Below are 12,585 nucleotides of genomic sequence, written 5' to 3'. Positions count from 1 at the left end.
TTCCGGGTCGATCAGTGCGACGGGGCTGGGGCTTATACTCCCGTCGCTCGGCCACCAGCCAGCTAACTCACCGATTCAGGGTTGATTCATGCGTAACGATGCTAAAGACGATTTCGACAACGTTCCCAGCCTGCGGGCCGATCATGGGGATGACGATGATTTCGAACCTTCCCCGGCCACCTCGGTGCGTTCGCGCAACGTGCCGGTCGTCAAGGTCAAGGGCGCCAGCACCGGCCCGCTGTGGGCATTGATCGGCGCGCTGCTGATCGCCTTCGCCGGCCTGGCCTGGTGGAGCTTCCAGCAGATATCCCTGATGGGCCAGCAGTTGGTTGCCACCCAGGAAAGTTTTGCGCGGATCAGCGAAGAAGCGGCGGGGCGCCTGCAGGATATCTCCGGCAAGGTGGTAGCCAGCGAAGCCAGCGTGAACAACGGCAGCGAAGCATTGAAACTGCAGATCAAGCAGTTGGAAAGCCAACTGCTGGAGCAGGGCAAGCAGCAACTCGGCGTAGCCGGCCAGGCCACCGAACTGGACAAGCGTCTCGCACAAATGACGTCCAGCACCAACGAGCTGTCGAGCGCCAATGCCAAGCTGCAAGGTCAGGTGCAGGCCCTGACCGACGCCGTAGCCAGCCTCAAGGCTGCGCAAGGTGATGCAGGCAAGCGCGACGGTGAGATAAAAGAGTTGGTCGCCGACGTTGCCGCGCTGAAAAAACAAGGCAACCCAAGCGCCGCCATCGCCCGTCTTGAGCAGGATTTGGTTGTGCTCAAAAGCGCGCAGGACAACCAGCCGGCCAATAACGATGCGCCGACCAATAAAGAGTTCGATGTGTTCCGCATCCAGACCACCCGCAATATCACTACCCTGCAAAGCCAGGTGCAGAACCTGCAACAACAGCTCAACGCACCGGCGAAGATCACCCCTCTGGGTCAATGACCAAAACCAGCCTTAATGTGGGAGGGGGTTTGGTCCCGATGGCGGTGGATCAGTCAATAGATGTAACGACTGACACTCTGCTATCGGGAGCAAGCCCCCTCTTACATTTGGATTGGATGCTTAGGGTGGAATAATGCTCACCTTTAACATTGTCACTGCTTGGTGACATTTACCTTCCCCTTCGTTACTTGCCCTCATCTCGCCCTTGTTTAGACTCCGGTCACCCCACAAAAAATAATAAGGGCCACCCATGACTACGCAACGACTGCCTGCCAGCAGTTGGCTGAATGCACCTGCCCATCACGCTTGGCTCGCCGCCGAAGGGCAGCGCTTGCTGGCATTCGCCAAGGCCTCGCGTCTGCCTGAAGGTTTTGGCAACCTCGACGAAAAAGGCCAACTGCCAGCCAATGCCCACGCCGAAACCATGAATACCGCACGCATGACCCACAGCTTCGCCATGGCCCATGCCATGGGCTTGCCGGGCTATGCCGAACTGGTTGAGCACGGTGTTGCGGCCCTCAGTGGCCCTTTGCGTGATAGCAAACACGGCGGTTGGTTCGCCACGCCTCAGGCCTTCGATGGCAATACCGGCAAGGCCGCCTACCTGCATGCTTTCGTCGCCCTGGCAGCCAGTTCTGCCGTGGTGGCGGGCGCGCCTGGTGCGCAAAACCTGCTCAATGATGCGACCCACATCATCGACCAGTTTTTCTGGAGCGAAGCCGAGGGCGTTATGCTCGAATCCTTTGCTCAGGATTGGAGCGGCGTCGAAGCCTATCGCGGCGCCAACAGCAATATGCACGCGACCGAAGCCTTCCTTGCCTTGGCCGATGTGACGGGCGATACCCGCTGGCTGGATCGTGCACTGCGTATAGTCGAGCGCGTGATCCACACCCACGCCGCCGGTAACCAGTTTATGGTCATCGAGCATTTCGACCCGCACTGGCGCCCGTTGCTGAACTACAACGAAGACAACCGCGCCGACGGCTTCCGCCCCTACGGCATCACCCCAGGCCACGGTTTTGAATGGGCGCGGCTGGTGCTGCACCTGGAGGCCGCCCGCCTGCAAGCCGGGCTGGCTACGCCAGATTGGTTGGTGAGCGACGCCAAAGGCTTGTTCGCCAGCGCCTGCGAATACGCCTGGGCCGTGGATGGCGCCCCCGGCATCGTTTACACCCTGGACTGGAATCACCAGCCGGTGGTGCGCGAACGCTTGCATTGGACCCACGCCGAAGCCTGCGCCGCAGCCCAAGCCTTGCTTAAACGCACTGGCGAACTGCATTACGAAACCTGGTATCGGCGCTTCTGGGAGTTCTGCGAAACCCACTTTATCGACCGCATCCACGGCAGTTGGCACCACGAACTCAACCCGCATAACCAGCCCAGCAGCACTATCTGGGGTGGCAAGCCGGACCTGTACCATGCCTGGCAAGCGGTGGTGCTGCCTGCACTGCCCTTGGCACCGAGCATGACCAGCGCATTAAGCGCTGGGCGCTATGTCACCAACTGGTGACATTTGTGCGTCCCTTTGTTACCCGCGCTCGAAAAAACCATGTTTAAACTCCGTGCAGCGCAAGCTCTAGACTTGCATGCATAACAACAAGAAAAGGTATTCAGATGAACGCGATTAATCGCCTCGCCGTAGCTATTTCCGTTGCCTCGTTGTTTCCCCTCAGTGCATTTGCCGCCGACTCCAAAGGTACGGTTGAAGTTGTGCATTGGTGGACCTCGGGTGGCGAAAAAGCGGCTGTAGATGTCCTGAAGGCCCAAGTCGAGAAAGACGGCTTCACCTGGAAAGACGGTGCCGTTGCAGGCGGCGGTGGCGCCACTGCCATGACCGTGCTCAAAAGCCGCGCGGTCGCCGGTAACCCTCCCGGCGTTGCCCAGATCAAAGGCCCCGATATCCAGGAATGGGCGTCCACTGGCCTGCTCGACACTGACGTGCTCAAAGACGTCGCCAAAGAAGAAAAATGGGACTCCCTGCTCGACAAGAAAGTCTCCGACACTGTGAAGTACGACGGTGACTACGTCGCCGTGCCGGTCAACATTCACCGTGTGAACTGGCTGTGGATCAACCCGGAAGTCTTCAAGAAAGCCGGTATCACCAAGAACCCAACCACCCTCGAAGAATTCTACGCAGCCGGCGACAAGCTCAAGGCTGCGGGCTTTATTCCGCTCGCCCACGGTGGCCAGCCTTGGCAGGACAGCACCGTGTTCGAAGCGGTCGTGCTCTCGGTGATGGGTGCCGATGGCTACAAGAAAGCCCTGGTTGACCTGGATAACGCCGCGCTGACCGGCCCGGAAATGGTCAAGTCCCTCACCGAGCTTAAGAAAGTCGCGACCTACATGGACGTCGATGGCAAAGGCCAGGACTGGAACCTCGAAGCCGGCAAAGTCATCAACGGCAAGGCCGGTATGCAGATCATGGGTGACTGGGCCAAGTCCGAATGGACTGCCGCCAAGAAAGTCGCCGGTAAAGACTACGAGTGCGTAGCCTTCCCGGGCACCGACAAAGCCTTCACTTACAACATCGACTCCCTGGCGGTGTTCAAGCAGAAAGACAAAGGCACCGCTGCCGGTCAGCAGGACATCGCCAAAGTCGTGCTGGGTGAAAACTTCCAGAAAGTGTTCAGCATCAACAAGGGTTCGATCCCTGTTCGTACTGACATGCTCAATGAAATGGACAAACTCGGCTTCGACTCCTGCGCCCAGACCGCTGCCAAAGACTTCCTGGCAGACGCCAAGTCTGGCGGCCTGCAGCCAAGCATGGCGCACAACATGGCCACCACACTGGCCGTGCAAGGCGCGTTCTTTGATGTCGTGACCAACTTCATCAACGACCCGAAAGCAGACCCGGCCGACACCGCCAAGAAACTCGGCGCTGCGATCAAGTCAGCCAAGTAAAAGCTGACCTTGTGAGGGGGACCCCTAACCCCTCACAAGGCCTGTTCCTGTAGTCCTTTTTCCCTGTATTGGATTTCCCCATGAGTTCTGTTGCTGTGTTCAGCAAAGCCTCGCCGTTCGATGCACTGCAGCGCTGGCTACCCAAACTGGTGCTGGCGCCCAGCATGTTCATCGTCTTGGTGGGCTTCTACGGCTACATCCTGTGGACGTTTGTGCTGTCGTTCACCACATCCACGTTCCTGCCAAGCTACAAATGGGCGGGTCTGGCGCAGTACGAGCGTTTATTCGACAACGATCGCTGGTGGGTGGCGAGCAAGAACCTGGCGCTGTTTGGCGGCATGTTTATCGGCATCACCTTGGTGATCGGCGTGACGCTGGCGATTTTCCTCGACCAGAAAATCCGCCGCGAAGGCTTCATCCGCACCATTTACCTGTACCCGATGGCGCTCTCGATGATCGTCACCGGTACCGCCTGGAAATGGCTGCTCAACCCGGGCATGGGCCTGGACAAACTCCTGCGTGACTGGGGCTGGGAAGGCTTCCGTCTCGATTGGCTGATCGACCCGGATCGTGTGGTCTATTGCCTGGTAATCGCTGCTGTGTGGCAAGCGTCCGGATTCATCATGGCGATGTTCCTCGCCGGTTTGCGTGGCGTTGATCAATCGATCATCCGCGCCGCGCAGATCGACGGCGCGAGCCTGCCGCGCATCTACTGGAGCGTGGTGCTGCCGAGCCTGCGTCCGGTGTTCTTCAGTGCGGTGATGATCCTGGCGCACATTGCCATCAAGAGCTTCGACCTGGTGGCGGCGATGACCGCGGGAGGTCCGGGCTACTCGTCCGACCTGCCGGCGATGTTCATGTATTCGTTCACCTTCAGCCGTGGCCAGATGGGCATGGGGTCGGCGAGTGCAATCCTGATGCTCGGTGCGATCCTCGCGATCATCGTGCCTTACCTCTACTCCGAGCTGAGGACCAAACGTAATGACTAGTCTCGCCTCTAAACCGTCCATCAGCCTGAGCCGCATCGCGATTTACGCAGTGCTGATCCTCGCCGTGCTGCTGTACTTGGTGCCGCTGGTGGTGATGCTGCTCACCAGCTTCAAGACCCCGGAAGACATCACCAACGGCAACCTGCTGAGCTGGCCCACCGTGGTCACCGGCATCGGCTGGGTCAAGGCCTGGGACACCGTCGATGGTTACTTCTGGAACTCGATCAAGATCACCGTTCCGGCTGTACTCATTTCCACCGCCATCGGCGCATTGAACGGTTATGTGCTGTCGTTCTGGCGCTTCCGTGGCTCGCAGCTGTTCTTCGGTCTGCTGTTGTTCGGCTGCTTCCTGCCGTTCCAGACCGTGCTGCTGCCCGCGTCGTTCACCCTCGGCAAGATGGGCCTGGCCAGCACCACCACAGGCTTGGTGTTCATCCATGTGGTTTACGGCCTGGCGTTCACCACGCTGTTCTTCCGTAACTACTACGTGAGCATTCCGGATGCGCTGATCAAGGCTGCGCGCCTGGACGGTGCAGGATTCTTCACCATCTTCCGTCAGATCATTCTGCCGATGTCGACGCCGATCATCATGGTCTGCCTGATCTGGCAGTTCACTCAGATCTGGAACGACTTCCTGTTCGGCGTGGTGTTCTCCAGTGGCGACTCCCAGCCCATCACGGTGGCGCTGAATAACCTGGTCAACACGAGCACCGGGGCCAAGGAATATAACGTGGATATGGCGGCGGCGATGATCGCCGGGCTGCCGACCCTGCTGGTCTATGTGATCGCAGGCAAGTATTTCGTGCGCGGCCTGACGGCCGGCGCGGTCAAGGGGTAATCATGGCTACGCTTGAACTTCGCAATGTAAACAAGACCTATGGCGCCGGCCTGCCCGACACCTTGAAGAACATCGAACTGTCGATCAAGGAAGGTGAATTCCTGATCCTGGTCGGCCCTTCGGGTTGCGGTAAATCCACGCTGATGAACTGCATCGCCGGTCTTGAGACCATCACCGGCGGCGCGATCATGATCGGTGACCAGGATGTGAGCGGCATGAGCCCCAAGGATCGCGACATCGCCATGGTGTTCCAGTCCTACGCGCTGTACCCGACCATGAGCGTGCGCGAGAACATCGAGTTTGGCCTGAAGATCCGCAAGATGCCGCAAGCCGACATCGACGCCGAAGTGGCGCGCGTGGCCAAGCTGCTGCAAATCGAACACCTGCTTAACCGTAAGCCGGGCCAACTCTCCGGCGGCCAGCAACAGCGCGTGGCCATGGGCCGTGCCCTTGCGCGTCGGCCGAAGATCTACCTGTTCGACGAACCGCTGTCCAACCTCGACGCCAAGCTGCGCGTCGAGATGCGCACCGAAATGAAACTGATGCACCAGCGTCTGAAAACCACCACCGTCTACGTGACCCACGACCAGATCGAAGCCATGACCCTGGGCGACAAAGTGGCGGTGATGAAGGACGGCATCATCCAGCAGTTCGGCACGCCGAAAGAGATCTACAACAACCCGGCCAACCAGTTCGTGGCGAGCTTCATTGGTTCGCCACCGATGAACTTCGTACCTCTGCGCCTGCAACGCAAGGACGGTCGTTTGGTGGCACTGCTCGACAGTGGCCAGGCCCGTTGTGAGCTGGCGCTGAACGTGACGGATGCGGGTCTTGAAGACCGCGACGTGATCCTGGGCCTGCGCCCGGAGCAGATTATGTTGGCGACAGGCGAGGGCGACAGCGCATCGAGCATTCGTGCCGAAGTTCAGGTCACCGAGCCAACCGGACCGGACACCCTGGTGTTCGTGCAACTCAATGACACCAAGGTCTGCTGCCGCCTGGCGCCCGATGTGGCACCCCAGGTGGGCGAGACCCTGACCCTGCAATTCGATCCGGCCAAGGTGTTGCTGTTTGACGCCAAGACGGGGGAGCGTCTGGGCACTGCTGCCTCAGTGCCGACACAGGGACATGCCGATAACGTGGCTCAGTTCAAGGGTCGCTGAGCGATATAAGTCGTTGTTTTAGTTAAAAAATGTAACCCGCGTTAGATAAAAACAGTTTAATAACAATAAAGACGAGGATGTAGGGATGAAAAAGCAACACAACAACACTCGGCTGATCTGCCAACTGTCAGCAGCAGCAGCCCTGGTATTGTCCGCCAATGCGATGGCGGCCGATGCATTCAGCGCCGATTCCAAGTGGATGACCGGCGATTGGGGCGGCGAGCGTACCAAGCTGATTGAGCAAGGTATCGATATCAAGGCCGACTACGTTGGGGAGATGGGCGCCAACCTGCATGGTGGCTACAACGACGACAAGACTGGTCGTTACTCCGACCAGTTTGGTTTGGGCGTAGCACTGGATCTGCAAAAGCTGTGGGGCTGGGATAACACTCAGGCCAAGATCCAGTTGACCAACCGTAATGGCCAGAACATCTCCAACGACCGCATTGGCGATCCGCGTGCCGGCACGCTGAGCTCGTCGATGGAAGTCTACGGTCGTGGCCACATGGTGCGTCTGACCCAGTTCTGGATTCAACACCAGATGTTCGACAACAAGCTGGATGTGAAGCTCGGCTACTTCGGTGAAGGCGAAGACTTCAACACCTTCCCATGCGACTTCCAGAACCTGTCGTTCTGCGGCTCGCAAGTCGGTAACTACGTGAACACTTGGTACAACTGGCCTGTCAGCCAGGCGGCCATTCGCGTGAAGTACAACATCACGCCTGAGTTGTACGCGCAGATCGGTGCATACAACCAGAACCCATCGCAGCTTGAGCACGGCAATGGCTTCAAGCTCAGCGGCAGTGGCACCAAGGGCACCGTGATTCCGGTGGAATTGGTCTGGTCGCCGAAAGTTAACAACCTGCCGGGCGAATACCGTGTGGGTTACTACAAGAGCGCGGCTGATGCACCGGACGTGCGTGAAGACGTCAACGGCGGCAATGCGGTCCTCACTGGCGCAGACTTCCGTACCCGCAGCAGCAAGAAAGGCTACTGGTTCGTTGCACAACAGCAGCTCACCACGCACAACGGCGATGCTTCGCGCGGCCTGAACATCGCAGCGAACGCCACCTTCCACGATAAGGAAACCAACCTGGTCGACAACTACCAGTCCTTGATGCTGGTGTACAAAGGTCCATTCGACGCGCGTCCAAAAGATGACGTCGGCATTGGTGCTGCTCGTCTGCACGTCAACAATGATGTGAAGAAGAACGCTGAGCTGCTGAACGCCGATAATGGCGTAAGTGACTATGACAGTGCGCTGTACACGCCGATTCGCGAAACCGAGTACAACTTCGAAATCAACTACGGCTTCCACGTCACCAACTGGCTGACCGTGCGTCCCAACCTGCAATACGTTGTCCAACCGGGCGGCGTGGATAAAGTCGACAACGCGTTGGTGGCTGGCCTGAAAATTCAGTCTACGTTCTAACGTTGTTGCGATAAGCTCCTTCTCTCTGTGCGCATTTGCGGGTAGCCATGGCTATCCGCTTTTTTTTGGGTGGCACTGTGATATTCGGGACCGTGGCACATGCATGAGCATCCGCTGCAACGCTTTTTCAAATCCTTGCGCGAGCGTCCAGTGTTCGCCTGGGAGCGCTTTCAGATGCGCGATGTGTTGGTGATTGACCATCCGCTGTGTCAGGCGGTGTTCAGCCGGCAGGGCGCGCAACTGTTGCATTTCCAACCCCGTGGCCAGAAACCCTGGCTGTGGTGCGCGGCCAAGTGGCCGCAAGTCGGCGCCATCCGTGGTGGCGTGCCGGTGTGCTGGCCGTGGTACGGCCGTCACCCGAGCGAGAACGCGTGGCCATCCCATGGCTGGGCGCGATTGATCGACTGGAAACTGCTCGACAGCAGCACCGACGACGACGGTGTACGCCTGCACTGGCAATTGCAGTTGTGCGACTGGCAGGTCGACCTGCACGCGCACCTGGGTGAAACCCTGGAACTGCGCCTGAGCACCGAGCATCAAGACGAACTCCCATGCCAGTTGAGCCATGCTTTGCACGCTTACTGGCGTATTGGTCACGTCGACGAGATAGCGCTGTCTGGGCTCGACGGCGCCCAAGGTTATGACCAGCTCAATCGTCAGGCTTGTCAGCAGGAAGGCGAATTGCGGGTGGACGGTGGGTGCCAGCGGGTGTTCCAGCACGAAGGTGAACTGCAGCTCAAGGATCACGCCTGGCAGCGTGAACTGTGTATCGACACTGGCGACAGTGCGGACACCGTGGTGTGGCATCCAGGCAGCCGGCCGTTGCTGGGGGTCAGTTTTAACGAGGCGTCGGGGTTTGTGTGCGTGGAGTCGGCGATGGCTGGCGCAAGTCTGGCGCCGGGGGAGCGGGCGCATCTCAGCTTGCAGGCGCGGGCTGGGGTTTAGCGGTGTGGCTGATGGCCCTATCGGGGGAAAGCCCCCTCCCACAGTTTGATTTGTGAATACATTTCAAATGTGGGAGGGGGCTTGCCCCCGATGAGGCCAATGAAGCCAACACACAGACTGGATTAGTTGAACTCATCCCCAACCGGATACCGGCTGTCATTCAAACTCTCTTTGATCTTGCGCAGATGCGGCTGGAAATCCACGCCACGGCGCAAGGTCATGCCGGTGGCCAGCACATCCAGCACCGTCAGCTGAATGATCCGCGAGGTCATCGGCATATAGATGTCGGTGTCTTCCGGCAGCGGAATGTTCAGGCTCACGGTACTGGCCTTTGCCAGCGGTGAATTCTCGGCAGTCACGCCCAGCACCGATGCGCCGTTTTCCCGTGCGATACGCGCTACTTCCACCAACTCGCGGGTACGCCCGGTGTAGGAAATAATCACGAACAGCTCGCCGGTGTGCGCCACTGAGGCGATCATTCGTTGCATTAGCACGTCGGCGTGGGCGGTCACCGACAGGTTGAAGCGGAAGAACTTGTGCAGCGCATCCATGGCCACCGGCGCAGACGCGCCCAGGCCGAAGAAGTGGATCTGCCGCGCCTGGATCAACAAGTCCACGGCCTTGCTGATCAGGTTCGGGTCCAAGGCCTGGCAGGCGCTGTCCAGGGACGCAATGGCGCTGCCAAAGATCTTCTGGGTGTAGGCCTCGGGGTTATCATCGGCCTCCACGGCACGGCTGACATAAGCTGCGCCACTGGCCAGGCTTTGCGCCAACTGCAATTTGAGTTCAGGGTAACCGCTGACGCCGAACGAACGGCAGAAACGGTTGACCGTCGGTTCACTGACCGAAGCGGCCTGGGCAAGGGCGGCAATGGAGAAGCGGGTCGCCTGCTGCGGGTTGAGCAGGATGACCTCGGCGACTTTTTTCTCAGCCTTGTTCAATTCTTCGAGGCGGTTCCGGATCTGTTCCAGAAGATTTCGCACGCGGTCCATTCAGTCTTTCCTTCGGGCGACGATGCAAATAAAGGGCGGCAGCCAATCGACGAGTGGCTTTTCGCGGTGGCCTATCCTACTGAGGGTAGCTGAACACCACCACTCGGAATGCGTATTTCGGGAAAATGTTGTGGTTATTACTACATTTTTCCTTGAGTGATGCCTTGAAAAAAGGTATTTGTAGCTTAACTTGATAAAAGAACAAACATCATGCCTTCGATAACCGTAGAACCCTGCACCTTTGCCCTGTTTGGCGCCTTGGGTGATCTGGCGCTGCGCAAGTTATTTCCTGCCCTCTATCAACTTGATGGCGCTGGGCTGCTGCACGACGACACGCGCATCCTGGCCCTGGCCCGTGAAGCCGGTTCCGAGCAGCAGCACCTGGCTCATATCGAAAAAGAACTGCGTAAATATGTCGGCAACGAACTGGACGAAAGCATCGCCCAGCGTTTCCTGGCGCGCCTGACTTACGTCCACGTCGACTTCATGAAGGCCGACGACTACGTGGCCCTGGCTGAACTGGCGGGTACCGAGCAACGCCTGATCGCTTATTTCGCCACCCCGGCCGCGGTGTACGGCGCGATCTGCGAGAACCTGTCCAAGGTCGGCCTGGCGGAAAACACCCGCGTGGTGTTGGAAAAACCCATCGGTTCGGACCTGGAGTCCTCGCGCAAGGTCAACGATGCCGTGGCGCAGTTTTTCCCGGAAAACCGCACCTACCGTATCGACCACTACCTGGGCAAAGAGACCGTCCAGAACCTGATCGCCCTGCGTTTCGCCAACAGCCTGTTCGAAACCCAGTGGAACCAGAACTACATCTCCCACGTGGAAATCACCGTGGCCGAGCAAGTCGGTATCGAAGGCCGTTGGGGCTACTTCGATAAGGCAGGCCAGTTGCGGGACATGATTCAGAACCACCTGTTGCAACTGCTTTGCCTGATCGCTATGGACCCGCCGGCCGATTTGTCCGCCGACAGCATCCGTGACGAGAAGGTCAAGGTGCTCAAGGCCCTGGCGCCGATCAGCCCGGATGGCCTGACCACTCAGGTTGTACGTGGCCAGTACATCGCCGGCTACAGCGCCGGTAAAGCGGTGCCGGGTTACCTGGAAGAAGAGAATTCCAACACCCAGAGCGACACCGAAACGTTCGTCGCACTGCGGGCCGATATTCGTAACTGGCGTTGGGCCGGGGTGCCGTTCTATCTGCGCACCGGCAAGCGCATGCCGCAGAAGCTGTCGCAGATCGTCATCCATTTCAAGGAACCGTCTCACTACATCTTCGCCCCCGAGCAGCGCTTGCAGATCAGCAACAAACTGATCATTCGCTTGCAGCCGGACGAAGGGATTTCCCTGCGTGTGATGACCAAGGAGCAGGGCCTGGACAAGGGCATGCAACTGCGTAGCGGGCCTCTGCAACTGAATTTTTCCGACACCTATCGCAGCGCGCGCATCCCCGATGCCTACGAGCGTTTGTTGTTGGAAGTGATGCGCGGCAATCAGAACCTGTTTGTCCGTAAAGATGAAATCGAAGCCGCGTGGAAGTGGTGTGACCAGTTGATCGCCGGGTGGAAAAAATCCGGTGATGCGCCCAAGCCGTATGCGGCGGGGTCCTGGGGGCCGATGAGCTCCATTGCACTGATCACGCGGGATGGGAGGTCTTGGTATGGCGATATCTGAATTGAAACTGCCTCGTGGCGTAACTGCCCATGAGTACCGCACGCCAGTGCAACTGGCGGACGGCCTGGCCAATGACGTGGCAGAGCAACTGCGCACGGCCATCAGTGCACGTGGCGAAGCGACCCTGGTTGTGTCCGGTGGCCGCAGCCCTGTGGCGTTTTTCCAGAACTTGGCCAAGCAAGGCCTGGACTGGTCCAAGGTCACGATTACCCTGGCCGACGAGCGCTGGGTGCCGGTGGAACATGCCGACAGCAATGCTGGCTTGTTGAAACAGCATCTGTTGCAAGGCCCGGCCGCCAAGGCCAAGTTTTTGAGTCTGTACAGCGCCGCCGCCAATCTAGAAGACGCTGCCGAGCAGGCCGATCGCCTGCTGGCCGAGTTGCCAGCCATTGATGTGCTGGTACTGGGCATGGGCGATGACGGTCACACCGCATCGCTGTTTCCCAACAGTCCGAACCTCGCCGAAGCGTTGCAGACCGACGGTACCCGCCGTTGCTGGCCGATGCTGGCGCCGACCGTGCCGCACCAGCGCCTGACCATGAGTCGCGCGTTGCTGGCCACGGCCAACTACACCGTGCTGTCGATTTCCGGCAGTTCGAAATTGACCACCTTGAGCGCCGCCCTGGCCAGTGACGACGTTGCTGCCATGCCGATTCGCGCGTTTCTGCAACCTACTTTAGAGATTTACTGGTGCCCATGAGCCAAGGATCAGCC

At 58.9% G+C, this 12,585-nt stretch carries 11 protein-coding genes; 10 read left to right on the top strand and 1 reads right to left on the bottom strand.

The genetic code is table 11. From position 1 onward, the window contains the following. Positions 1 to 88 precede the first annotated feature (88 nt). The 8 genes from CKW32_RS19485 to CKW32_RS19450 all read left to right on the top strand — a co-directional run bounded on the left by CKW32_RS19485 (position 89) and on the right by CKW32_RS19450 (position 9,202). Positions 89 to 934 (top strand): ATPase, encoded by an 846-nt coding sequence (locus CKW32_RS19485; RefSeq protein WP_032890998.1) that lies wholly within the window; start codon positions 89 to 91, stop codon positions 932 to 934. A gap of 250 nt (positions 935 to 1,184) precedes the next feature. Next, positions 1,185 to 2,444 carry an AGE family epimerase/isomerase gene (locus CKW32_RS19480; RefSeq protein ID WP_095185734.1) on the top strand — a complete coding sequence of 420 codons (1,260 nt, stop codon included), beginning with the start codon at positions 1,185 to 1,187 and terminating at the stop codon, positions 2,442 to 2,444. A 104-nt stretch (positions 2,445 to 2,548) separates the two neighbouring features. After that, entirely contained in the window at positions 2,549 to 3,835 is a 1,287-nt protein-coding gene (locus CKW32_RS19475; RefSeq protein WP_032891000.1) for an ABC transporter substrate-binding protein, read from the top strand. An 80-nt stretch (positions 3,836 to 3,915) separates the two neighbouring features. Continuing rightward, entirely contained in the window at positions 3,916 to 4,824 is a 909-nt protein-coding gene (locus CKW32_RS19470; RefSeq protein ID WP_003175732.1) for a carbohydrate ABC transporter permease, read from the top strand. Further along, positions 4,817 to 5,662 carry a carbohydrate ABC transporter permease gene (locus CKW32_RS19465; RefSeq protein WP_032891002.1) on the top strand — a complete coding sequence of 282 codons (846 nt, stop codon included), beginning with the start codon at positions 4,817 to 4,819 and terminating at the stop codon, positions 5,660 to 5,662. Before CKW32_RS19470 ends, CKW32_RS19465 begins: the two co-directional genes overlap by 8 nt. Before the next feature lie 2 nt (positions 5,663 to 5,664). Further along, the gene (locus CKW32_RS19460) at positions 5,665 to 6,825 is read left to right on the top strand and encodes an ABC transporter ATP-binding protein (RefSeq protein ID WP_032891003.1); all 1,161 of its coding nucleotides are present in this window, start codon (positions 5,665 to 5,667) and stop codon (positions 6,823 to 6,825) included. An 85-nt stretch (positions 6,826 to 6,910) separates the two neighbouring features. Beyond that, positions 6,911 to 8,257 (top strand): carbohydrate porin, encoded by a 1,347-nt coding sequence (locus CKW32_RS19455; RefSeq protein ID WP_032891004.1) that lies wholly within the window; start codon positions 6,911 to 6,913, stop codon positions 8,255 to 8,257. 99 nt (positions 8,258 to 8,356) lie between these two features. Beyond that, positions 8,357 to 9,202 carry a D-hexose-6-phosphate mutarotase gene (locus CKW32_RS19450; protein ID WP_032891005.1) on the top strand — a complete coding sequence of 282 codons (846 nt, stop codon included), beginning with the start codon at positions 8,357 to 8,359 and terminating at the stop codon, positions 9,200 to 9,202. A gap of 122 nt (positions 9,203 to 9,324) precedes the next feature. Here CKW32_RS19450 and CKW32_RS19445 read toward each other — a convergent pair whose 3' ends face one another. Next, a complete protein-coding gene (locus CKW32_RS19445; RefSeq protein WP_169851198.1) occupies positions 9,325 to 10,185 on the bottom strand; it encodes a MurR/RpiR family transcriptional regulator in 861 nt (286 codons plus the stop codon). Between the two features lie 219 nt (positions 10,186 to 10,404). Here CKW32_RS19445 and zwf point away from each other — a divergent pair, with 219 nt between their 5' ends. Beyond that, positions 10,405 to 11,871, top strand: a complete 1,467-nt coding sequence (gene zwf, locus CKW32_RS19440) for a glucose-6-phosphate dehydrogenase (protein WP_032891006.1) — start codon at positions 10,405 to 10,407, stop codon at positions 11,869 to 11,871. Beyond that, positions 11,858 to 12,571, top strand: a complete 714-nt coding sequence (gene pgl, locus CKW32_RS19435; RefSeq protein WP_095185733.1) for a 6-phosphogluconolactonase — start codon at positions 11,858 to 11,860, stop codon at positions 12,569 to 12,571. The genes zwf and pgl overlap by 14 nt, the downstream gene beginning before the upstream one ends. Positions 12,572 to 12,585: the final 14 nt, after the last annotated feature.

This window comes from Pseudomonas sp. Irchel 3H9 (assembly GCF_900187495.1).
Taxonomy (GTDB): domain Bacteria; phylum Pseudomonadota; class Gammaproteobacteria; order Pseudomonadales; family Pseudomonadaceae; genus Aquipseudomonas; species Aquipseudomonas sivasensis.
Note: the sequence above shows the minus strand (reverse complement) of the source record. Positions and strands in the feature narration are given on the sequence as shown.

What these genes read in the sequence shown, in the direction of transcription:
- CKW32_RS19485 (WP_032890998.1), top strand. Translation starts at nt 89, where the DNA reads ATGCGTAACGATGCTAAAGACGATTTCGACAACGTTCCCAGCCTGCGG.
- CKW32_RS19480 (WP_095185734.1), top strand. Translation starts at nt 1,185, where the DNA reads ATGACTACGCAACGACTGCCTGCCAGCAGTTGGCTGAATGCACCTGCC.
- CKW32_RS19475 (WP_032891000.1), top strand. Translation starts at nt 2,549, where the DNA reads ATGAACGCGATTAATCGCCTCGCCGTAGCTATTTCCGTTGCCTCGTTG.
- CKW32_RS19470 (WP_003175732.1), top strand. Translation starts at nt 3,916, where the DNA reads ATGAGTTCTGTTGCTGTGTTCAGCAAAGCCTCGCCGTTCGATGCACTG.
- CKW32_RS19465 (WP_032891002.1), top strand. Translation starts at nt 4,817, where the DNA reads ATGACTAGTCTCGCCTCTAAACCGTCCATCAGCCTGAGCCGCATCGCG.
- CKW32_RS19460 (WP_032891003.1), top strand. Translation starts at nt 5,665, where the DNA reads ATGGCTACGCTTGAACTTCGCAATGTAAACAAGACCTATGGCGCCGGC.
- CKW32_RS19455 (WP_032891004.1), top strand. Translation starts at nt 6,911, where the DNA reads ATGAAAAAGCAACACAACAACACTCGGCTGATCTGCCAACTGTCAGCA.
- CKW32_RS19450 (WP_032891005.1), top strand. Translation starts at nt 8,357, where the DNA reads ATGCATGAGCATCCGCTGCAACGCTTTTTCAAATCCTTGCGCGAGCGT.
- zwf (WP_032891006.1), top strand. Translation starts at nt 10,405, where the DNA reads ATGCCTTCGATAACCGTAGAACCCTGCACCTTTGCCCTGTTTGGCGCC.
- pgl (WP_095185733.1), top strand. Translation starts at nt 11,858, where the DNA reads ATGGCGATATCTGAATTGAAACTGCCTCGTGGCGTAACTGCCCATGAG.